Annotated in this window: 15 protein-coding genes; 7 read left to right on the forward strand and 8 right to left on the reverse strand. The window is 70.1% G+C overall.

All coding sequences use genetic code 11. The features are described 5' to 3' along the window. The 5 genes from kdpB to ACI7YT_RS17340 all read left to right on the forward strand — a co-directional run bounded on the left by kdpB (position 1) and on the right by ACI7YT_RS17340 (position 6843). Complete coding sequence (gene kdpB / locus ACI7YT_RS17320) at positions 1-2157, forward strand: potassium-transporting ATPase subunit KdpB (protein WP_406247286.1); 2157 nt, start codon at positions 1-3, stop codon at positions 2155-2157. 25 nt (positions 2158-2182) lie between these two features. Further along, positions 2183-2791 (forward strand): potassium-transporting ATPase subunit KdpC, encoded by a 609-nt coding sequence (gene kdpC, locus ACI7YT_RS17325; protein ID WP_406247288.1) that lies wholly within the window; start codon positions 2183-2185, stop codon positions 2789-2791. Further along, the gene (locus tag ACI7YT_RS17330; protein WP_406247290.1) at positions 2788-5328 is read left to right on the forward strand and encodes an ATP-binding protein; all 2541 of its coding nucleotides are present in this window, start codon (positions 2788-2790) and stop codon (positions 5326-5328) included. The genes kdpC and ACI7YT_RS17330 overlap by 4 nt, the downstream gene beginning before the upstream one ends. Then, positions 5325-5996: a response regulator gene (locus tag ACI7YT_RS17335; RefSeq protein WP_406247292.1), complete on the forward strand. Its 672-nt coding sequence runs from the start codon at positions 5325-5327 to the stop codon at positions 5994-5996. Before ACI7YT_RS17330 ends, ACI7YT_RS17335 begins: the two co-directional genes overlap by 4 nt. Positions 5997-6270: 274 nt before the next feature. Beyond that, complete coding sequence (locus ACI7YT_RS17340) at positions 6271-6843, forward strand: GNAT family N-acetyltransferase (protein ID WP_406247294.1); 573 nt, start codon at positions 6271-6273, stop codon at positions 6841-6843. Between the two features lie 6 nt (positions 6844-6849). Here the strand turns inward: ACI7YT_RS17340 and ACI7YT_RS17345 are convergent, their stop codons facing one another. From ACI7YT_RS17345 to ACI7YT_RS17365, 5 genes are all read right to left on the reverse strand, one after another. After that, positions 6850-8886 carry an iron ABC transporter permease gene (locus tag ACI7YT_RS17345; RefSeq protein WP_406250620.1) on the reverse strand — a complete coding sequence of 679 codons (2037 nt, stop codon included), beginning with the start codon at positions 8884-8886 and terminating at the stop codon, positions 6850-6852. A gap of 11 nt (positions 8887-8897) precedes the next feature. Then, complete coding sequence (locus tag ACI7YT_RS17350; protein WP_406247296.1) at positions 8898-9932, reverse strand: iron-siderophore ABC transporter substrate-binding protein; 1035 nt, start codon at positions 9930-9932, stop codon at positions 8898-8900. Between the two features lie 8 nt (positions 9933-9940). Further along, positions 9941-10798 carry an ABC transporter ATP-binding protein gene (locus tag ACI7YT_RS17355; RefSeq protein ID WP_406247298.1) on the reverse strand — a complete coding sequence of 286 codons (858 nt, stop codon included), beginning with the start codon at positions 10796-10798 and terminating at the stop codon, positions 9941-9943. Between the two features lie 104 nt (positions 10799-10902). Next, the gene (locus ACI7YT_RS17360) at positions 10903-13806 is read right to left on the reverse strand and encodes a helix-turn-helix transcriptional regulator (protein ID WP_406247300.1); all 2904 of its coding nucleotides are present in this window, start codon (positions 13804-13806) and stop codon (positions 10903-10905) included. Further along, a complete protein-coding gene (locus tag ACI7YT_RS17365) occupies positions 13806-14216 on the reverse strand; it encodes a hypothetical protein (protein ID WP_406247302.1) in 411 nt (136 codons plus the stop codon). The genes ACI7YT_RS17360 and ACI7YT_RS17365 overlap by 1 nt, the downstream gene beginning before the upstream one ends. A gap of 135 nt (positions 14217-14351) precedes the next feature. On the opposite strand from ACI7YT_RS17365, the gene ACI7YT_RS17370 reads away from it, so the two are divergent. Next, positions 14352-15026, forward strand: coding sequence for a rhamnogalacturonan acetylesterase (locus ACI7YT_RS17370; RefSeq protein ID WP_406247303.1), 675 nt, complete (start codon positions 14352-14354; stop codon positions 15024-15026). A gap of 189 nt (positions 15027-15215) precedes the next feature. Here ACI7YT_RS17370 and putP read toward each other — a convergent pair whose 3' ends face one another. After that, positions 15216-16751: a sodium/proline symporter PutP gene (gene putP / locus ACI7YT_RS17375; protein WP_406247305.1), complete on the reverse strand. Its 1536-nt coding sequence runs from the start codon at positions 16749-16751 to the stop codon at positions 15216-15218. Between the two features lie 105 nt (positions 16752-16856). Continuing rightward, positions 16857-17417: a TetR/AcrR family transcriptional regulator gene (locus ACI7YT_RS17380; protein WP_406247307.1), complete on the reverse strand. Its 561-nt coding sequence runs from the start codon at positions 17415-17417 to the stop codon at positions 16857-16859. Positions 17418-17508: 91 nt separating this feature from the next. Between ACI7YT_RS17380 and ACI7YT_RS17385 the strand changes: the two genes are divergently transcribed. After that, a complete protein-coding gene (locus tag ACI7YT_RS17385) occupies positions 17509-18351 on the forward strand; it encodes an alpha/beta fold hydrolase (RefSeq protein ID WP_406247308.1) in 843 nt (280 codons plus the stop codon). Positions 18352-18572: 221 nt separating this feature from the next. Here the strand turns inward: ACI7YT_RS17385 and ACI7YT_RS17390 are convergent, their stop codons facing one another. Beyond that, the gene (locus tag ACI7YT_RS17390) at positions 18573-21344 is read right to left on the reverse strand and encodes a glycosyl hydrolase 53 family protein (protein ID WP_406247310.1); all 2772 of its coding nucleotides are present in this window, start codon (positions 21342-21344) and stop codon (positions 18573-18575) included. Positions 21345-21357: the final 13 nt, after the last annotated feature.

Genomic DNA, 21357 nt, shown 5'->3' on the forward strand with positions numbered 1-21357 from the left:
ATGGCACTGCTCACCTCCCCCTCCCCTGAGACCCCGGCGGCTGAACTCGTCGACGAGTCATCCGCATCGTCCGCCCCGCGCCGGGCGTTCGGCTGGCGTCCCCTTGTCCAGGCCCTTCCCGGTGCGGCACGCAAGCTCAACCCCGCCACCCTGGTCCGCAATCCGGTGATGCTGCTGGTCTGGGTCGGTGCCGCGTTCACCACGGTCCTCGCGGTCGCCGAGCCGTTCCTTGCCGGCGCGGCCGAGTCCGGCGGCGCGCCGGTGCCCGCCGGATTCACGTGGGGCATCGCCGCGTGGCTGTGGCTGACGGTGTTCTTCGCGAACATCGCCGAGTCCGTCGCCGAGGGCCGCGGCAAGGCGCAGGCCGCAACGCTGCGCAAGACCAGGACCTCGACGCTCGCCCGTCGCGTGGTCGACTACGACGCGAAGACGGATGCCGACGCGGCACGGGCCGCGACCGCCGAGGTGGCCTCGTCCGAGCTGCAGCGGGACGACGTCGTGATCGTCGAGGCCGGTGAGCTGATCCCCGGCGACGGCGACATCGTCGCCGGCATCGCAACCGTCGACGAATCGGCGATCACGGGCGAGAGCGCCCCGGTGATCCGGGAATCGGGCGGCGACCGCAGCGCCGTCACCGGCGGGACGCGCGTGCTGTCCGACCGGGTCGTCGTGCGCATCACGTCGAAGCCGGGCGAGACGTTCGTCGACCGCATGATCGCCCTCGTCGAGGGAGCGAACCGGCAGCGCACGCCCAACGAGATCGCGCTCAACATCCTCCTCGCGAGCCTGTCGATCGTCTTCGTCGTCGCGGTGCTCACGCTGAATCCGATCGCATCGTTCGCGGCATCCCCGGTCAGCATCCCCGTGCTGACCGCCCTGCTGGTCTGCCTGATCCCGACGACCATCGGCGCGCTGCTGTCGGCGATCGGCATCGCCGGCATGGACCGCCTCGTGCAGCACAACGTCCTCGCGATGTCCGGGCGGGCCGTGGAGGCCGCCGGCGACGTCACGACGCTGCTGCTCGACAAGACCGGGACCATCACGTACGGCAACCGCCGCGCGGACGACGTGCTGCCGCTCGACGGCGTCGACGAGGCCGACCTGCTGCGCACGGCCGCACTGTCGTCGCTCGCCGACCCGACTCCCGAGGGTGCGTCGATCGTCGAGCTCGCCGGAGCCCGCGGCATCCGGGCCGACCTGCCGACGGATGCCGTCGTCGTGCCGTTCACGGCCCAGACGAGGATGAGCGGACTGGATCTCGCCGACGGGACGCAGATCCGCAAGGGCGCAGGGTCGGCCGTGAGCGCCTGGCTCGGCCTCGGCAGCGCGGATGCCGAGCTCACCCGTCGGACGGACGCCGTCGCCGGCAGCGGGGGGACCCCGCTCGTCGTCGCAGTGAAGGCGGCGGACGGCACGGAGCGCGTGCTGGGCGTCGTGCACCTCAAGGACATCGTCAAGGCGGGCCTGCGCGAGCGGTTCGAGGAGCTGCGATCGATGGGCATCCGCACGGTCATGATCACCGGCGACAACCCGCTCACCGCCGCCGCCATCGCGCAGGAGGCCGGTGTCGACGACTTTCTCGCCGAGGCGACTCCGGAGGACAAGCTCGCACTGATCCGCCGAGAGCAGGAGGGCGGACGGCTCGTCGCGATGACCGGCGACGGCACGAACGATGCACCCGCGCTCGCGCAGGCCGACGTCGGCGTGGCGATGAACACGGGCACGTCAGCGGCGAAGGAGGCGGGCAACATGGTCGACCTGGACTCCGACCCGACCAAGCTCATCGACATCGTCCGCATCGGCAAGCAGCTGCTCATCACGCGCGGCGCGCTCACGACGTTCTCGCTCGCGAACGACATCGCGAAGTACTTCGCGATCATCCCTGCCATGTTCATGGGGGTGTTCCCCGGACTCGCGGCGCTGAACATCATGCAGCTGCACTCACCGGCCTCCGCCGTGACGAGCGCGATCGTCTTCAACGCGATCGTGATCGTCTTCCTCATCCCGCTCGCTCTGCGCGGAGTGGCCTACCGACCGGCCGGCGCCGCGCAGATCCTGCAGCGCAACCTGCTCGTGTACGGCCTGGGCGGCGTCATCGCCCCCTTCATCGGCATCAAGATCATCGATCTCGTCGTCAGCCTGCTCCCCGGCTTCTGACGCACCCAGGAAAGGAACACACACCATGTCTCCGACTCGTACCACGGTGCGCACCATCGGCGTCGCGATCCGCGCGATGCTCGTCTTCACGCTCGTCCTGGGCGTCGGCTACACGCTCGTCATCACCGGCATCGGACAGCTCGCGATGCCGTGGCAGGCGAACGGCTCCCCCGTCGACGATGAGAAGGGCACCGTCGTCGGCAGTGCCCTGATCGGCCAGTCCTTCACGGATTCCGACGGCGAAGCGCTGCACGAGTACTTCCAGTCCCGCCCTTCGGCCGCGGGGTACGACGGGCGGGGGTCGACCGGGAGCAACCTCGGGCCGGAGAACCCCGACCTCATCGCCGCGATCGAGGAGCGTCGGGAGGCGATCGCGGAGCGCGAGGGTGTGGCGGTCGACGAAGTGCCCGCCGACGCGGTGACCGCTTCGGCGTCGGGGCTCGATCCGCACATCAGCGTCGCGTACGCCCTGCTGCAGGTGCCGCGCATCGCCGAAGAGCGCGGTCTCGACGAAGCGGCGGTCCGCACGATCGTGGAGTCTAGGATTCAAGGGCGGGACCTGGGGTTCCTCGGCGAGGAACGCGTCGACGTCGTGGAGCTGAATCTCGCACTGGACGGGCAGGAGGGGTCATGACCGGAGAACGCCCGGCGCGGCGCGGCCGCCTCCGAGTCCTGCTCGGTGCGGCCCCCGGCGTGGGGAAGACCTTCGAGATGCTGGCGGAGGGCAATCGCCTGCGCCAGGAGGGCGTCGATGTCGTCCTGGCGCTCGTCGAGACGCACGGCCGGAGTGCGACGGCGGCGCAGGCCGCCGGGCTGCCGCAGGTTCCCCGGCGCGTCGAAAGGCATCGCGACGTCGAGCTGACCGAGATGGACGTCGAGGCCGTGCTCGCCCGCGCGCCGCAGATCGCGCTGGTCGACGAACTCGCGCACACGAACGCCCCCGGTTCGAGCAATCCCAAGCGCTGGCAGGACGTCGACGAACTGCTGGATGCCGGAATCGACGTGATCACGACGGTCAACGTGCAGCACATCGAATCGCTCAACGCGGTCGTCGAGAAGATCACCGGCGTCGCGCAGCAGGAGACCATCCCGGATGCCGTCGTGCGCGGAGCGGACGAGATCGAGGTCGTCGACCTCGCTCCGCAGACGCTGCGCGACCGGCTCTCGGCGGGGCTGGTGTATCCGGCCGAGCGCGTCGACGCGGCACTGTCCAACTACTTCCGCCTCGGCAATCTCACGGCACTGCGGGAACTGGCGCTGCTGTGGCTCGCCGATGAAGTGGACAGCGCCCTGCGCAGCTACCGCGCCGAACAGGGGATCGAGGGCAGCTGGCAGGCCCGTGAACGCGTCGTCGTGGCCCTCACCGGAGGCACGGAGGGCGAGACGCTGCTGCGCCGCGGAGCGCGGATCGCCGCGCGATCGGCCGGCGGCGAACTGCTCGCCGTGCACGTGTACTCGCAGGACGGGCTGCATCGTGACGTGCCGGGTGCGCTGACCGCCCAGCGATCTCTGGTCGAGTCGCTCGGCGGCAGTTACCACCAGATCGTCTCCGACGATGTGCCCGAGGCCCTGGTGGAGTTCGCCCACACGGTCGACGCGACGCAGCTCGTCATCGGCGTCAGCCGACGCGGCCGCCTCGCAGCCGCGCTGACCGGTCCGAGCGTCGGCACCGAGGTGATCCGCCGGTCCGGCGACATCGATGTGCACATCGTCACGCACGCGGCCGCCGGCGGGCGGGCGGCGCTGCCGCGGATCACCGGGGGCGCTCTCGGCTGGCGCCGTCAACTGCTGGGCTTCGCCGTCGCGCTCGTATTCGGCCCGCTGCTCTCGTGGCTGCTGTTCTCGCTCCGCAGCCCCGAATCGATCACCTCCGAAGTGCTCGCGTATCAGCTGCTGGTGGTGATCGTCGCTCTCATCGGCGGCATCCGACCGGCGGTGTTCGCAGCCGTGCTGTCGGGCATCACCCTGGACGTCCTGTTCGTCGCCCCGCTGTACACCGTGACGATCGCTCACCCGCTGCATGCGATCGCACTGCTGCTGTACGTCACCATCGCCATCCTGGTGAGTCTCATCGTCGACCAGGCGGCCAGACGTGCCCGTGATGCCAAGCGCGCCACCGCCGAGGCCGAGCTGCTCGCCTCGGTGGCGGGCAACGTGCTCCGCGGCGAAAGCGCAGTGCTCGCTCTCGTGTCGCGCACCCGAGAGGCGTTCGGACTGAGCGGGGTGCGGCTGGTCGCCCGCAACGGCGACGTGATCGCCAGGGACGGCGAGCCGCTGCGGGACGGGAGATCGACGACGTATCCGGTCGGCGAGGCGAACGGTGAGCCGCGCGCGACGCTCGAACTGCACGGCGGCCCGCTGGATGCGCCGTCACGGCGCCTGCTCGACGTGATCATCGCGCAGCTCACCGCAGCCATCGAGCACACCGATCTCAGCGCGACGGCCCGTGAGGCCGAAGCGCTGGCCGAGACGGATCAGGTGCGCAGCGCCCTGCTGTCGGCCCTGAGCCACGATCTGCGGCGCCCGCTGGCGTCGGCGGTCGCGGCGATCGGCGGCCTGCGCGGAGCGGGCAAGCTCTCCGCCGCGGATCGCGCCGAGCTGCTCGCGACCGCGGACGAGAGCCTCGCGACGCTGTCGACGCTCGTCACGGATCTGCTGGACGTGAGCCGCGTGCAGGCGGGGGTCCTCGCGGTGTCCACGACATCCGTGGACGCCGGCGGCAGCATCCTCGCGGCTCTCGACGAGCTCTCCCTCGGCCCGGCGGACGTCGAGCTCGCACTCGATCCGGCGCTCCCCCCGCTGGAGGCGGACCCCGTGCTGCTGCAGCGGGTCCTGGTCAACCTGCTCGCGAACGCCTTCCGCCATTCCCCCGACGGCGAGCGCGTGCTCGTGTCGACGAGCCGGCTCGGTTCGCGGGCGGAGATCCGTGTCGTCGATCGGGGCGTCGGCGTGCCGCGGGAGCGGCAGGGGACCATGTTCCAGCCGTTCCAGCGGCTCGGCGACACGGACAATTCCACCGGCCTCGGGCTCGGCCTGGCGCTCTCTCGCGGATTCACCGAGGGCATGGGCGGTACCCTGAGCCCCGAGGACACCCCGGGCGGCGGTCTGACCATGGTCGTCGCGCTCCCCCTTGCCGAGCCGGATGTCGACGGAGGAGGAACCGCGGGATGAAGCTGCTCATCGCCGATGACGATCCGCAGATGGTGCGGGCGCTGCGCATCACGCTGGCGGCGCACGGCTACGACGTCGTCGCCGCGGCGGACGGTGCGGCAGCGATCGCCATGGCCGCCCAGACGCACCCCGACATCATCCTTCTGGACCTCGGGATGCCGCGGCTGAACGGGATCGAAGTGATCCAGGCGCTGCGGGGATGGACGACCGTCCCCATCATCGTCGTGTCCGGCCGCACGGGTTCGGCCGACAAGGTGGATGCTCTGGATGCCGGGGCCGACGACTACGTCACGAAGCCCTTCCAGGTGGACGAACTGCTGGCACGACTGCGCGCGCTCTCGCGGCGATCGGCGCCCTCCGCCGGTGAGTCGACGATCGCGTTCGGCGACGTCGAGGTGGATCTGTCGACGCGGACGGTCACGCGCGACGGCGCGCGCGTGCATCTGACCCCGACCGAATGGCGGATGCTGGAGCATCTGTCACGGCATCCCGGCGCCCTCGTCACCCGGCAGGAGCTGCTCAAGGAGATCTGGGGCAGCGAGCAGGTCGCGGACTCCGGCTATCTGCGGCTGTACATGTCGCAACTGCGCAAGAAGCTCGAGCGCGAGCCGAGCACGCCGGCGCACTTGCTGACCGAGTCGGGCATGGGCTACCGGCTGGTGCTGTAGACCGCTTCCCGCGGCCCCCGCCCGCTTGAGGGGTCCCGAATCGCCGCATCCATGCGCCGGAGGCGCACAAACGCGACCCCTGCTGCGCAGCAGATTCCCTTTCGTGTCCTCGAGGGGTCGCAAGTGGTCGCTTCACCGCGCGCGGGTGGGCCAATCGCGACCCCTCACGCAGCGCAGATTCAACCGACACCGCGCAGGAGTCGCGAATCGCCGCGTCAACCCGCCCCAGGCGACCAGCGACGACCCCCTGCGCCGCGTCCCTTAGCCTGAGACGATGACCGAGAACGCCTGGCCGATCAGAACCGCTCGCCTCGAGGTCCGCCGTGCGACACCGGACGATCTGGATGCGATCTGGGAGTATCGCAGTCTCACCGAGGTGAACAACTGGCTCGGCGGAGGCTCCGGCTCGCTCGAGTCGTTCCGCGAGCGCCTGCAGGATCCGGACCGGCTCGACACGCTCTTCGCCATCACGCTCCTCGATGGCGATGCTCCGCTCATCGGCGACATCATGGTGCGCGTCGGCGACGGGTGGTCGCAGCGCGAGGTCGCCGATCAGGCGGCCGGTGTCGAAGCCGAGCTCGGATGGGCGCTCGCGCCCCGCTTCACCGGCCACGGGTACGCGACCGAGGCGGTTCGCGCGGTGATCGACGTCTGCTTCGGACCGCTCGGCCTGCGGCGCGTGCACGCCGGATGCTTCGCCGCGAACGAACCTTCGTGGCGGCTCATGGAGCGCCTCGGCATGCGCCGCGAGGAGTTCAGCCGCAAGACCGCGCTGCACCGCTCCGGCGAGTGGATGGACGGCATGAGCTACGGCATCCTCGCGGAGGAGTGGCCTCCGACGCGGTAGCGACGCCTACGCGTCCCGCGACCGCCAGAGCAGCCACACGAAGTACGGCGCACCCAGCAGCGCGACGACGAGGCCGGCCGGCAGCTGTTCGGGGGCGATAACCGTCCGCCCGATGGTGTCCGCCGCTCCCACGAGCAGCGCGCCGAGCAGCACGGCCACCGGGATCACACACGAATGGCGTGCCCCGACCAGAGCCCGGGCGGCGTGCGGGGCGACGAGACCGACGAAGCCGATCACGCCGACCGCCGAGACGCTGAGCGCGGCCAGCACGGCGGCAGTCACGAGCAGCAGCAGGCGCGTCCGCTCGAGACCGATTCCGACCAGACGCGGGGTGTCCTCATCGAGCGCGAGGACGTCCTCTTCTCGTCGCAGCGCGAAGGCCAGCGGCAGCGCGATCAGCAGGACCACCGCGATGGGGATGATCTGCTCCCACACCCGCCCGTAGGTCGTGCCGGACAACCAGGTGTAGATCTTGGGCGTATCCCAGGGGTTCGCCCTCAGCAGCACGAAGGTCGTCAGCGCCATGGCGCCGTACGAGACGCCGATGCCGATGAGGATGAACCGGTCGGCGTTGAGACCGCGCCGCCAGGCGAGCAGGTAGACGAGCGCGAACGCGAGCAGCGCGCCGACGACGGCCGCGACGATCATGCCGGCCGTCGAGGCGACGGCGCTCGTGACGACGAGCACGGCGCCGAGTCCGGCGCCGCCCGTCACGCCGAGGATGCCGGGGTCGGCCAGCGGGTTGCGGCTGACGGCCTGGATGAGCGTCCCGGACAGCGCCAGCGCCGCACCCGCGCACACGGCGGCGGTGATGCGCGGAGCGCGCTCGGACAGCGCGAACGCGATCTGCGGAGGTGCGCCGCCCTGCAGCCAGAGCGCGACGTCACCGGTGCGCAGCAGGCTCGTTCCGAGCAGGAGTCCGGCGATCACGATCCCCACGACGGCGATGATCGACACCACGAGGACGGTCCAGAACCGCGATCGGCTCCGGACGCCGAAGCGCACCTTCGGGGGCTCGCGGGTGGGTCCGGCATCCCGCAGCTTCCGCGCCATCAGCACGAGGATGATGGCGCCGAGCAGCGTCGTGGCGACACCGGTAGGGATGCTGATGGCCGCCTCTGCTCCGAGCAGCATGCGCAGCACGGCATCCGAGAGGATGACGACCAGCGCACCGATCAGGCCGGAGGCCGGCAACAGGAAGACGTGCCGCGCGAGCCCGGGGACGACCCGGGTGAGCAGGCGGGCCAGCACCGGTGCGCAGAGTCCGACGAAACCGAGCGGGCCGGCGAGCGTCACCGAGATCGCGGTCAGGGCGACGGCGAAGAGGATGCCGGCCGCCCGCGTCGATCGGATCGGAACGCCGAGCGAGGACGCCGTGTCGTCGCCGAGGGCGAGCACGTCGAATCGGCGGCCCATGAGTATCGCGATGGCGAGCACGAGGGCGACGACGGGAGCGGCCTGCAGGAAGGCATCCAGATTGAGCTGAGTGAGCGAGCCGCTGCCCCAGGCGAGGAGACCCTTGGTCTCTTCCGAGAACAGGATGAGCAGCGTCGACGTCCCCGCCTGGAACGCCATCGCCAGTGCGGAGCCGGCGAGCACGAGCCGGGTGGTCGAAGACGCAGCGCCACCGGCGAGCCCGAGCACTATCACCGCGCCGACGAGTCCGCCGGCGAAGGCGACCGTTCCGGATGCCCAGATCGGCACGGCGATCCCGAACGCCGCGACGATCGTCACAGCGAGGTACGAGCCGGCGGTGACGCCGAGCGTGTCCGGCGAGGCCAGAGCGTTGCGCGACAGCGACTGAAGCAGGGTGCCGGCCACACCGAGAGCGACTCCGACGGTGATGCCGGCGGCGAGGCGAGGGATGCGCGACCCCCAGAGCACGGTCTCGTCCGCGAAGACGGCACCGCTGGTCCCCTGCGTCAGGTGCCACAGGGAGACCAGAACGAGCAGGACGGCGAGCGCGATCAGCGTCGCCACCGGGCCGAGACGCGTGGCGCGCCGACCTGTCGCGGCGTCCGCCTCGACAGGCGCGCCACGCATCTCGGTGACGGTCACTGGCTCAGAGCGCCGACGTACGCGTCGATGATCTGCTGGGCCGAGCGGGGTCCGCCGAAGGTCCAGATGCCGGCCGGGAAGCTGTAGACGCGCTCCTCTGTGACGGCGGGAAGGGATTCCCAGACGGGGTTGCTCTCGAGCGACGAGAGGAAGTCGTCCTCTGCTTCGGCCTCCGTGCCGGTGTGCAGCAGGTTCGCGTCGCCGACGGCGACCATGCCCTCGATGTCGGTCTGGCCGAGACCGTAGGCGGCGTCGACATCGCCGGTCCATGCGTTCGTGAGCCCGAGCTCCTCGCCGATCTCGCCGATGAGCGAGCCCTGTCCGAACGGGCGGATCGCGACGTTGCCGCCGTCGACCCAGCCGTCGAAGAAGACGAAGTCGGTGGTGGCGATATCCGCGTCCGCGAGCTCGCCCTTGGCGTCGGCGAGGTATGCGTCGAACTCGTCGGTGACGACCTCGGCGCGCTCCTCGCGGCCGGTCGCCTGCGCGATGAGATCGAACGTCGCGAGCATCTTCGCGATCGGGTCGGCCGCATCGGCGCCGATGGTGGCGAGCACGGGGACGTCGTACGCCTCGAGCTGGGCGATGATCTCGTCATCCGCACTGGATGCCTCGACGATCACGAGGTCGGGGTTGGTGGCGAACAGCGCCTCGAGGTTCGGCTCCTGACGCGTTCCCACATCGGTGACGCCCTCGGGGAGCACCTCTGCGGTGTCCCAGGTCGAGTAGCCTTCGGCATCCGCGACGGCGACCGGCGTGACGCACAGCGTGAGGGCGTCCTCGATCTGCTGCCACTCCAGGATGGCGACGCGCTCGGCCGGCTTGTCGAGCTCGACGGTGCGGCCGTAGTCGTCGGTCAGAGTGACCGGGTCGGTGGAGGTCGCGGTGTCGTCGGCCGAGCAGTCGGCGCTGGCGACCGATTCGGGAGCCGCGGTGTCTTCCGCGGCGACATCGGTCGTTCCGCAGCCGGACAGCGCGAGCGCGAGGACGCCGAGCGCCGCGAGCGAGGCGAGGGGTGCCTTCTTCATCATTCCTCTGTTCAGATCGTCGAGGCGGCGGCCAGGGCATCGGATGCCGAGCGGCGCCGCTCTTGGTGACGCCCGCGCGGGTACACGCGGACGTGGCCTGTCTCGGCGTCGACGACGGTGTCGATGCGCAGCCCGTAGACCTCGGAGAGGTTCTCGGATGTGAGCACGTGTTCAGGGGATCCGGCCGCGCGGACGCGGCCGCGGTGGACGAGCACGACCTCGTCGGCGACGGATGCCGCGTGGTCGAGATCGTGCAGCACGACGCCGAGGGCGGTGCCTCGATCGGCGAGGTCGCGCACGAGTTCGAGCGTCTCGATCTGGTAGCGCAGATCGAGGTGGTTCGTCGGCTCGTCCAGGAGGAGGATGCCGGTGTCCTGGGCGAGGCAGGTGGCCAGCCAGACGCGCTGCAGTTCGCCGCCGGACAGTTCGTCGACGGCGCGGTGCGCCATCTCGGTGAGTCCGGTGAGAGCGAGGGCGCCGTCGATCGCTGCGCGGTCGGCGTCGCTCATACCGGAGAAACGACCACGGTGCGGGTGACGCCCGAACGCGATGACATCGCGGATCTCCAGCCCGGACGGATGCGGTCGCGACTGCGAGAGCATGGCGACCGTTCGGGCGAACTCGCGGGCGTTGAGCGCGCGGGACTCGGCGTCTCCGACGTGGACGGTCCCCGCGTCGATGGGGTGCAGTCGAGCGAGCGAGCGCAGCACCGTCGACTTGCCGCTGCCGTTCGGGCCGATCAGCGCGGTGACCGCGCCGGGTCGCAGTTGCAGCGACACATCGTGCACGACACGGTCCTTGCGGTACCCGAGTGCCAGGTTCTCGCCGCGCAGTGCACTGGCGGGGCGGTGAGGTTCGGGGGCGGTCACGTTAGGAGAGCCTAACCTATAGGCGCGGCGGCGCCAAGCCCGGGCAGCCATCGCTCCCCTCGCTCGTCGAGCCCCCTCCCCTCGCTCGACGAACGAGGATGCGGTCAGCGCCGGGCGAGCACCAGTGCGGCCTCGGTCCGCGTGGAGACCCCGAGCTTGCGGAGGATCGCCGACACGTGGACGCTCGCGGTCTTCGTGCTGATGAACAGCCGCTCTCCGATCTGGCGATTGCTGAGCCCTTCGGCGACGAGTTCGAGCACCTGCCTCTCGCGAGCGGTCAGCTCGGAATCCTCGTGAGTCGCGGCATGGGCGCCGATCCTGGAGGCGAGTTCTGCCGCAGCGCGCTGCAGTCGGTCGTGACCGATCTTCTGGGCGATGCTCTCGGCGTCGGCGAGCTGCACGGCGGCGGAAGCCCGGTCGCCGTCGGCCAGCAGAGCCCGGGTCAGTTCGAGCCGGACTCCGACCCGCACAATGCCCGGCATGTCATCCGCGTCGCTCGAGACCACCGCGTGCTCGAGTGAGGCGGAGTCACCGTTCAGCAGCGCCCGCATGACCGCGCCCCAGGTCTCATCCCGAAGGGCGTCCGGCTGAGACTCCCACGCCACCCCGATCGCAGTCGCCACGGCCGCTGTTTCGATCTGCGCCGCCCGCGCCTGCGCGACGGCCCACGCTCCTTCGAGCAGCAGTCGGCGTTGATTCGCGAGGGCCACGTCCTCGTCGGCCACCATCCGACCGATGACGCCGACGGCCTCGGCCCAATCGCCGCGGGCGATCGCGAGCGCGAAGTCCGCCTCGATCGTGTAGTACCAGACCTGGCGTTCCAGCGGTGCGGCACGCAGCAGCGCAGGCATCCATTCGGCCCTGATCAGCTCGGCATCCTCGACTCTGCCACGCCAGGCCAGCGCCCGGATCCTCGACGTCGACAGGTACAGGCCTGAGCGCTGCACGATGTGCCGGTCCGGCACCGTCGCCAGCAGGCGCTCGGCCTCGTCGATCCGGCCGAGCGCGAGCAGCGGCTCGACCATGTTCTGCGTGAGCCCGCCACCGGAGCTGCGGAGCACCCCGAGGTCGCGCACATGCTGCAGACCTCGTTCGGCGACGATCAACGCGTCCTGGAAGTGCCCGCGCAGCGTCAGCGAATCGGAGTAGTTCATGTGGAACTGCACGGCGGCCCGGCCACCCAGCGACAGCCGCTCTGCCGCGTCGAAGCCCCGCTGGGCATGATCGAGCTCTCCGAGCAGCATGAGCGAGCAGGCGCGGTGCGTCAGCGCCACGGCGCGCTCGGTCTCGTCGCCGGCAGTGACGGCTGCGCGTTCGGCGGCGGTGGCCGCGATGACCGATGCGATGGAGCGACCGGCGAGCATGTGCCGGCTGGAGAGCCCGTTGAGCACCGTCGCGCGCACGTGCCCCTCGACGATGCCGTGCTCGTCCAGCAGCGCGAGGGCCCGCTCGTACCCCTCCAGAGGACCCGGCCTGCCCAGGTTGGCCAGGTAGTTGGCACGGTCGCGCATCAGTCGCACGTGCTGTGCGGGATCGACGTCGGCGTATCCGCCGGCATCGATCTCCTCCAGTCCGAGTTCGGCGACCGCGAGCGCGCGCTCGTCGTCTCCCGCATTGCGCAGCACCGACCCGAGGGTGATGAGCAGCGAGACGCGGTCGATGCCCGCGGCATCCTCGGCGTCCGGCACCTGCTCCCACAGCTCGAGCACCAGCTCGCCGAACCGCGCGGCGCTGGCGAAGGCGTAGCCGGCTTTGGCCTGCCACATCGCCGCCATGGCGGAAGCCAGCCCGCGGCGGCGGTCCTGCGCGAGCCGCCAGTGATACGCGAGAGAGGCGTGGTTGCGCGACCCGTGCTCCTCGAGCGCCTCGGCGTACGAGCGGTGCAGACGCGCCCGCTCGCCCGGCAGCAGGTCGTCGTGGACGGCCTCGCGCAGCAGCGCATGACGGAATCGATAGTGCTCGTCGTCGACCACGAGGATGCCGCTGATGGCCGCCTCCCGGATGGCGGCGTCGAGCCGATCGTCGTCGTACCCGGTCAGCCGCACGAGGAGAGGATGCGAAAGCGCGCGTTCGGCCCCGGCCGCGATGCGCACGACCGCACGAGCGTCGTCCCCGAGCCGGTCGAAGCGCGTGAGCAACAGGCCGGTGAGGCTCTCGGGCAGCGGGGCGTCCGAGCAGCACGCGAGCTCTTCGATGAAGAACGGCACGCCCTCGGCGCGTTCGTGCATGCGCTCCAGCGCCGCGTCGGTCAGCGGGCGACCGGAAAGCTGTTCGGCCAGGAGACGAGTGCCTTCGGCATCCAACCGACTGAGAACGACGCGCTCGACCAGACGTGCACGACGGACGTCGGCGATGAACCGGCTGGTGGCGTCGCCGCGCCGGACGTCCTCACTGCGGCACGTGAGCAGGATGAAGACGCGCCCGCGATCGAGCGTCCGCAGCAGGAAGGAGAGCAGGGCCAACGTCGAGTCGTCTGCCCAGTGCAGGTCTTCGACGAGGATGATCTGCGGACGGCGCATCGCCGCCGCCTCGATCAGGGTGGCGATCGCATCCCGCAGGGCTTCGGGACTCGTGCGGTCGCGACGCACCGCCTCGGTGGAGAGCTCCGGCAGCAGCATGCGCAGGGCTTCACCGCCGGCACCGACGGCTGCCAGGGCCTCGTCGGGTCCGAGCACCGACACGAGCGAGCGCAGGATGCCGATCAGCGGACCGAACGGCGTGCGGGCCGAGCCGAGGTCGAGGAACCAGCCGGAATGAACATCCACCTGCGCCGATACGGCCGCCTCGAACTCGCGCACCAGCCGGGACTTGCCGATGCCCGCTTCACCCTCGACGAGCACTGCGGCCGGCTCGCCCGCGTCTGCCCGTTCGAACGCGCGCATCAGATCGGCAAGATCGGCGTCACGGCCGACCATCGTCGAGGAGAGCGTCGCGAAGGACATGTCTTCATCGTGCCACTCCCCATCGACATCCGGGGCGGATGCCGTGACGGCGCCGAGTACGGTCATCAGCGCGCCGGGGCGACGAGGATGCCCGCGTCGGCCGGTGCGCGCTCGAGCAGGACGCGACGCGCTTCTGAATCGGACGCGCCGGCGGACGCCGTTGAGGATGCGGCCCGCCCGGACTCCGCCGCACCAGAGGTGGCACCTGCGGACACGACCACCGGGGCGGATGCGTCTGCGGCCTCGGAGACGAACGCGGCCGATCCGGACTCCGCGGATGCCTGCTCAGGCCGACCGGCGGCAGCCGATCGTGATCCGTTGCCGAAGGCGGCGCGCAGGCGATCGACCCAACGGCGCCGCGGCACCGATCGCGTCTCGAGGCGTTCGAGAATCGCGCGGCGCCGCTCGACCGCACGGTTGAGCATCTCCTGCTCCTGGAGCATGGCGGTGATCGTGAGGGACGGGTGCTCGTACATGGTGACTCCTCGCTTGGGATGTCTCCAGACTCCGCTCTAAGGCACCCCTCCGGCATCGGGCGAATGCCCTATTTCCGCTTCCGGCCGCCTTAGTCGCACTCGCGAGAAAACGTTTCCCATGCCAGACTCGTTCGGGTGACCTACCACCTCGCAGGCGACTCGACCGTCGCCCCCATGAAGCCGGCCGAAGAACCCATGAGCGGCTGGGGCCAGTTCCTCGAAGAGACCTCCGGCGTCCCGACCCGCAACCATGCGTTCGGCGGCGCGACCACCGAGTCTTTCCTCGAGACGGGCTCCTGGGAGAGCCTTCTGGCGGACGTCCGCTCCGGCGATACCGTCATCATCCAGTTCGGCCACAACGACCAGAAGCAGCCCGAGCTGCTCGCATCCCGCGGCGGGTATCAGGATCGACTGCGCCGTTTCGTCGCCGACGTGCGCGAGCGCGGCGCCTCGCCCGTACTGTGCACGTCATGCGCCAGGCGCTGGTTCGCCGGCGACAGGGTCACCCCGACGCACGGCGACTACCCCAATGCGGTCCGCGACCTCGCCCACGAACTCGACGTGCCGCTGATCGACCTGTCGGTGTTCACCACCTGGCTCTACGAGGACCTCGGCGACGAGGGGTCGGCCCGCCTGCTGTCGCACTACGCGCCGGGTGAGACCACCGCCTGGCCGGAAGGACTCACCGACGACACGCACTTCCGCATCGAGGGCGCGCGCAAGATCGCGGCGTTCGTCGCGGCATCCCTTCGGGCGATCGAACGTCGCGACGGCGACCTGCCGCCCCGGGGCGGGGCGCTCGTGCACTGACCACGCCGTTCTCGTCCTGGCATCCAGGTCGCAGAATCTGTCCGAAAGCTCGCCCACCCCAGCATCCAGGTCGCAGAATCTGCGGATTCGCCCAGACCAGAGCAGCAGAATTCGCGACCCGGACGGCTGGCCCAGCCACGAAACCGCAGAAAGTGCGACCGGAGCACCATACGCGGGCCGGATGCCGCGTCAGGGCGTCATGCGGTCGCCCCGCGCGCCGCGGCCGACGCCGTTGGCCACGAGCAGCGTGCCGGTGTCGCTGAACTCCTGCAGGATCTCCTGCTGGCGGTCGGATCCAGCGCGGTGCGTCAACAGGCTGACCACCACAGCCGCGAGCGTCGCGCAGACGAACGCGGGCAGCAGTTCGTACATCTCGGGCCAGGCGGCGTCCCAGATGAAGACGCCCGCCGCGCCCACGAACATGCCGGCGAGCGCACCCCAGTTGGTCAGCTTGCGCCAGAACAGGCTCAACAGGATCAGCGGACCGAACGCCGCACCGAACCCGGCCCAGGCGAACGACACCAGGCCGAGGATCGTGTCGTCGGGCACGAGCGCCAGGATGGCGGCGACGATCGCGACGGCCAGCACGGCGATCCGTCCGAGCAGCACCATCCGCTTCCCGTCCGGGGGCGTCTTGCGCATCACCTTGTAGAGGTCCTCGACGAGCGCGGACGAGCAGACGATGAGCTGGCTCGAGATCGTCGACATGATCGCCGCGAGAACGGCGGCCAGCACGAGGCCGGCGACGAACGGATGCAGCAGCGTCTGCGACATGACAAGAACGACGGTCTCCGGGTTGGCCAGATCGATGCCCTGCGACGCCATGTAGGCGATGCCGACGAAGCCCGAGAACACAGCCCCGACCAGCGAGACGATCATCCACGTCATCCCGATCCGGCGCGCGCTCTTCGCCTCGCGCGGGCTGCGCAGAGCCATGAAGCGCACGATGATGTGCGGCTGACCGAAGTATCCGAGCCCCCACGCGAGCGACGAGATGATCGCGAGCACCGTGCCGCCGGTCAGCGCCGTGCCGCCGAGGAACGACATGTGGTCGGGCGCGAGCTCCTCCACATACGCGCCCACCTCGCCGAAGCCGCCGACCGCGACGACGGCCGACACCGGGACGACGATCAGCGCGACGACCATCATCAGCCCCTGCACGACATCTGTGAAGGACGCCCCGAGGAAGCCGCCGAAGAGCGTGTACAGCAGCGTGACGCCCGCCACGAGCGCCATCCCGAGCAGATAGTCCGAGTTGAACGAGCTCTCGAAGAACACGCCGCCCGCGACCATCCCGGACGAGATGTAGAGGGTGAAGAAGACCAGGATGACCACTCCGGCGAGGATCCGCAGCAGCCGCGACGAGTCGCGCAGCCGGTTCTCGAAGAAGCTCGGCACGGTGATCGAGTTGCGCGACACCTGCGTGTAGGCCCGCAGGCGCGGCGCCACGAGGAGCCAGTTCAGGTACGCCCCGATCGTCAGGCCGATCGCGATCCACGCCTCGATCAGGCCGGAGAGGTAGATCGCCCCTGGTAGCCCCATGACGAGCCAGCCGGACATGTCGGATGCCCCGGCGCTGAGCGCCGCCACCCACGGCGGCAGATTCCTGCCGCCCAGCATGTAGTCCTCGTGATCGGTCGTGCGCTTGAAGGCCACGTAGCCGATGATCAGCATGGCTGCGAAGTACAGCGCGAGTGCGATGAAGATGAACACCTGGTCGGACATCGTCGTCCCTTCCGTCGTACGGTGAGTCCTCCGATCCTGTCAGGGCCGGATGCCGAGGACCACCCCTAGCGGACGAGAACGGTGTCGGTGCTCACCGACGAAGCGTCAGGCGAGTGAAGCCGTGATGAGCACCTCCGCGGCGCTGCGCGCTTGGACAGCGGCATGCGGATCACCGGAGATCGCCGCCGTGCTCTGCGCCCCCTCGGCGAGGATCGACAGCTGCGCGGCGAGCGCCTCCGAACCGCCGGCATCCTCGACGAGCTGGGCCATCGATCGCTGGAACGACGCCTTGTGGTCGCGGACGATGCGGGCGACCTCCGGGTGGGTTCCGCCCAGTTCGCCGAACGCGTTGATGAAGGCGCATCCGCGGAAGTCGTCGGTGCAGAACCAGTCCTCGAGATACCCGTACACGGCGAGCAGCCTGTCTCGCGGGTCGGCCCCCGCTGCCACCACGGCGCCGGACAGCGACGACTCCCATTCGCCGTGTTTGCGTTCCAGCACGGCGGACACGATCTCGTTCTTCGAGGGATACAGGGCGTACAGCCGTCGCAGCGACACGCCGGCCGCCGCGCGGAGCTCATCCATGCCGACGGCGGCGTATCCCTTGCGGTAGTAGAGGTCCTCCGCAGCGGAGAGGATGCGTTCGCGCGCTTCGTTCTCGTCCATGAGAACATCCTACTTGACACGAGAACGATCGTTCTCTAGTGTCGATTCCAGCAGCGAGAACGACCGTTCTCATCGAGACAGAGGAGACATCATGGGCTACATCACCGTCGGCCAGGAGAACAGCACGTCCATCGAGCTGTACTACGAGGACCAGGGCTCCGGACAGCCGGTCGTGCTCATCCACGGCTACCCGCTCGACGGCCACAGCTGGGAGCGCCAGACCCGCGAGCTTCTGGATGCCGGCTACCGCGTGATCACCTATGACCGCCGCGGTTTCGGGCAGTCCTCCAAGGTCGGCACCGGATACGACTACGACACCTTCGCGGCGGATCTGAACACGGTCCTCGAGACGCTCGACCTCCGCGACGTCGTCCTGGTCGGCTTCTCGATGGGCACTGGCGAACTCGCCCGCTACGTCTCCCGCTACGGCCACGATCGTGTCGCCAAACTCGCCTTCCTCGCCTCGCTCGAGCCGTTCCTGGTCGCACGCGACGACAACCCCGAGGGCGTGCCCCAGGCGGTCTTCGACGGGATCGTCGCCGCGGCCAAGGGTGACCGCTACGCCTGGTTCACCCAGTTCTACAACGACTTCTACAACCTCGACGAGAACCTCGGCAGCCGCATCAGCCAGGAGGTCGTCTCCGCCAACTGGAACCTCTCGGTCACCAGCGCCCCCGTCGCGGCCTACGCGGTGGTGCCGGCGTGGATCGAAGACTTCCGCGCGGACGTGGATGCCGTCCGCGATGCGGACAAGCCCACGCTGATCCTGCACGGCACGAAGGACAACATCCTTCCGATCGACGCGACGGCCCGCCGATTCCACCAGGCGGTGCCGGCCGCCGACTACATCGAGGTCGAGGGTGCGCCGCACGGCCTGCTCTGGACGCACGCCGACGAGGTCAATGCCGCGCTGACCGCGTTCCTCGCGAAGTGAGGCGAGCCCCCGGCATCCGGAGCGCGGATCGGATGCCGGGGCCACGGCCGGCGAGCCGGGCGTCACGGCGTCCAGGTCGCGAATTCTGCCGCTTCGGCCGCGTCGGAACGACAGAATTTGCGACCCGAATGTGCGGTTCGCGGGCGGAACAGCAGAAAGTGCGACCTGGGACGCGGGAACCGCCGGCAGCCGTTCGGGTCGGATGCCGGGGGCGACGCCCGTCAGCCCCGGACGCGCACCGTGAGCGGCTTGCTCTCGGTGGCCCCGGCCGCGTTCACGAACTCGACCACGTACGTGTGCGGGCCGACCGCGCGGTCGGCGATGTCCACCACGATGCGCTGCGCGGCCGGCGTCTTCGCGACCAGGTCGCCCGCTGTCAGCAGCTGGCCGTCCTCGTAGAGCCGGTAGCCGGTCGCGTTCGTGCCCCACCACAGGTCCGCCGTGATCGTGTAGCTGCCGTCGCCGTCGCGGTTGTCAGCGGACAGCGCGGGAACGCCCGGGGCGGCATCCTTCACCGTCACGGTCACCGGCTTCACGACCGTCTCCCCCTGCGAGTTGACGAGCTCGCCGGTGTACTCGTAGATGCCGTTCGGCTTGCCGCTCACCGCGACGGTCGCGGTCTGCGCCGCGGTACCGCCGTAGGCGAGCGGGACGGACGCGATGAGCTCGCCGTTCTCGAACACCCGCAGCTTCGTGGCGTTCTCGCCCCACCACAGGTTCATCGTGAGGGTGAAGTCGCCGTCGAGCAGGCCGGTGTCGTGCCCGTTGTCGTGCGAGAGCGCACCGCGCGCCGGCGCCGCGTTCGCGTCGTCCCGGATCACGAGCGCATCGAGCGCCTCGTTGACCGCCCGCAGCGCTCCGGCCACGGCCTCCTCGCTCGGTGAAGCGGCGCCCAGCACGATGTCGGCGCGCGCGATGGCGGCGGCGAGGCCGGTCGTGGACGATTCGACATAGTCGGCCGGATCGACGGATGCCGCGGCATCCCGCTGCGTCTTCAGCTGCGTCGTGTCGGCACCGGGCTCCGGCATCCGCACGAGTTCGAGGTCGTCGAAGGTACCCCAGGCACCGGCCGGGAGGTTCGCCGCGACCCGCACGGTCGCCGTGCCAGTCTCGGGGATCTGCACGGCCGCGGTCGTCGGCGTGGACCAGACCCGCCAGCCGTCGAGGTCGAACGCGACGGGCTCTCCCGCGAATTCGGGCGAGGACAGCGCGAGCGCGACCCGCCCCTGATCGCCTTCGCCGTCGCCCTGCAGCGCGGCCCGCGCGACGTACGCGCCTTCCGCGAGCCCGGTGACGGTCTGCGACAGCTCGAACGCGTACGCGGCATCCGAATAGAAGTGCGCCGAGTGCGTGCCGGAGTGCGGGTCGTCCCAGGCGCGCAGGCTCAAGCCGGTGCCCGAGGTCGTCCAGACGGAGACATCGGCGTCCTCGAAACCCGGGTTGACGAGGAAGTTCCTGGCGGCGACCGAGATCGTGGCGGATGCCGAGAGCCCGCTGCTCGTCGTGCCGGTGACCGCGTACTCGCCGACGCCCTCGATGTACTGCACGGCGTCGGACCAGGTCACCGGCTGCGCCTCCGAGGTGCCGTCGGTGTAGCGCACCTCGACCTGCTCCGGCAGCACCATGTCGTCGCCCTCGGTCACCGCGAGGGCGACCGGCGCGACCTGGTCGACCTCCCGTGGAGCAACCGACCCGGTGCGCACGTAGGAGAAGATGTTGAGCGCGTCGGCGGCTGTGCCGTCGAGCGCGAACAGCGCCTGGTTGTCCCATGCCGAGCCGCCGTACCACTGGCCGGCGTCGTGCGGATCGTACTCACCGGCGAAGCTCGACGCCCAGCCGGATCCGTCGCGCTCCCACAGGACCTTGTTGGCCTCCAGCTCGTCGGGCGTTCCGACCGGCAGCCAGGCCGGCTCCCAGTAGAAGACGCCGAGGCCGGCGTCTCCGACGTCGGCGACGGCCTGCACGACGGCGCGCATCGCGTTCGCCTGTCCCTGCATGCTCACCGGGTACTGCGTCGCTTCGGAGGCCAGATCGATCACGTTGCCGTGTCCGTCCCCGTCCTCCAGCGTGTGCGCCCACGAGGTCTCGGCGACCATGACCTTCTTGCCGTAGGTGTCGGCGACATGCGTCAGCACGCTGGTGAGGTTCTCCGGCGTGCCGTGCCAGAACGGGTAGTACGACGATGCGAACACGTCGTAGTCGACGTCTCGACTGTCCAGCTGCGCGGCGACATTCGCATAGAAGCCGGCCCGCTCGGGGTTCGTGAAGTGCAGGGCGACGAGGGCGTCGGGCGCCTCGGTGCGCACCGCTGCGGCGCCGGCGGAGAACACCTGTGCCATGCCGTCCCAGCCGGTGATGCCGGCGACGGCGTTGTTCGTCTCGTTGCCGATCTGCACCATCCGCACGTCGACTCCCGCCGCGACGAAGCGCTGCATCGCGTCACGAGTGAACGCGCCGACCTCGGCGGCCGTCTCCGCGGCATCCAGCCCTGCCCACGCCTTCGGCGCCTGCTGCTTGGCTGGATCGGCCCAGAAGTCGGAGTAGTGGAAGTCGACGAGCACGCCGAGGCCGGCGACCGTCGCACGCTCGGCGATCTCGACCGCACGGTCGACGTCGACGTTCCCGCCGCCGTAGCCACGCCCTGCGGCGTCGAACGGGTCGTTCCAGACCCGCACGCGCACATCGGTGATCCCGGACTCGGCGAGGATCGCGAAGAGGTCGCCCGGCTCGCCGTCCTGATCGCGGAAGACGACCCCGGACTCCTCCAGGGACAGCACCGAGGAGACATCGACGCCGCCGATGAAGTTCTCGGAGAGGTTCTCGACGCGCGGCACGGTGATCTCGGCATCCACCGGGGCGGATGCCGGATCGGATGCCGCGGCGGCGGGCTCGACCGGAGCCGCCGCGGCAGCGGGCGCCGAGCCGCCGAAGACGACCAGCGCGGTGAAGGCGGCGATGATCGCCGAGAGGAGTGGGCGTGTGCGACGGTGCATGACGGCCTTTCGA

Source organism: Microbacterium sp. M, from assembly GCF_045181065.1.
In the GTDB taxonomy this organism is placed as follows: Bacteria; Actinomycetota; Actinomycetes; order Actinomycetales; family Microbacteriaceae; genus Microbacterium.

Bases quoted from the DNA above. Each gene is read 5' to 3' on its own strand.
- kdpB (WP_406247286.1), top strand. From the start codon at position 1: ATGGCACTGCTCACCTCCCCCTCCCCTGAGACCCCGGCGGCTGAACTC.
- kdpC (WP_406247288.1), top strand. From the start codon at position 2,183: ATGTCTCCGACTCGTACCACGGTGCGCACCATCGGCGTCGCGATCCGC.
- ACI7YT_RS17330 (WP_406247290.1), top strand. From the start codon at position 2,788: ATGACCGGAGAACGCCCGGCGCGGCGCGGCCGCCTCCGAGTCCTGCTC.
- ACI7YT_RS17335 (WP_406247292.1), top strand. From the start codon at position 5,325: ATGAAGCTGCTCATCGCCGATGACGATCCGCAGATGGTGCGGGCGCTG.
- ACI7YT_RS17340 (WP_406247294.1), top strand. From the start codon at position 6,271: ATGACCGAGAACGCCTGGCCGATCAGAACCGCTCGCCTCGAGGTCCGC.
- ACI7YT_RS17345 (WP_406250620.1), bottom strand. From the start codon at position 8,886: ATGCGTGGCGCGCCTGTCGAGGCGGACGCCGCGACAGGTCGGCGCGCC.
- ACI7YT_RS17350 (WP_406247296.1), bottom strand. From the start codon at position 9,932: ATGATGAAGAAGGCACCCCTCGCCTCGCTCGCGGCGCTCGGCGTCCTC.
- ACI7YT_RS17360 (WP_406247300.1), bottom strand. From the start codon at position 13,806: ATGACCGTACTCGGCGCCGTCACGGCATCCGCCCCGGATGTCGATGGG.
- ACI7YT_RS17365 (WP_406247302.1), bottom strand. From the start codon at position 14,216: ATGTACGAGCACCCGTCCCTCACGATCACCGCCATGCTCCAGGAGCAG.
- putP (WP_406247305.1), bottom strand. From the start codon at position 16,751: ATGTCCGACCAGGTGTTCATCTTCATCGCACTCGCGCTGTACTTCGCA.
- ACI7YT_RS17380 (WP_406247307.1), bottom strand. From the start codon at position 17,417: ATGGACGAGAACGAAGCGCGCGAACGCATCCTCTCCGCTGCGGAGGAC.
- ACI7YT_RS17385 (WP_406247308.1), top strand. From the start codon at position 17,509: ATGGGCTACATCACCGTCGGCCAGGAGAACAGCACGTCCATCGAGCTG.
- ACI7YT_RS17390 (WP_406247310.1), bottom strand. From the start codon at position 21,344: ATGCACCGTCGCACACGCCCACTCCTCTCGGCGATCATCGCCGCCTTC.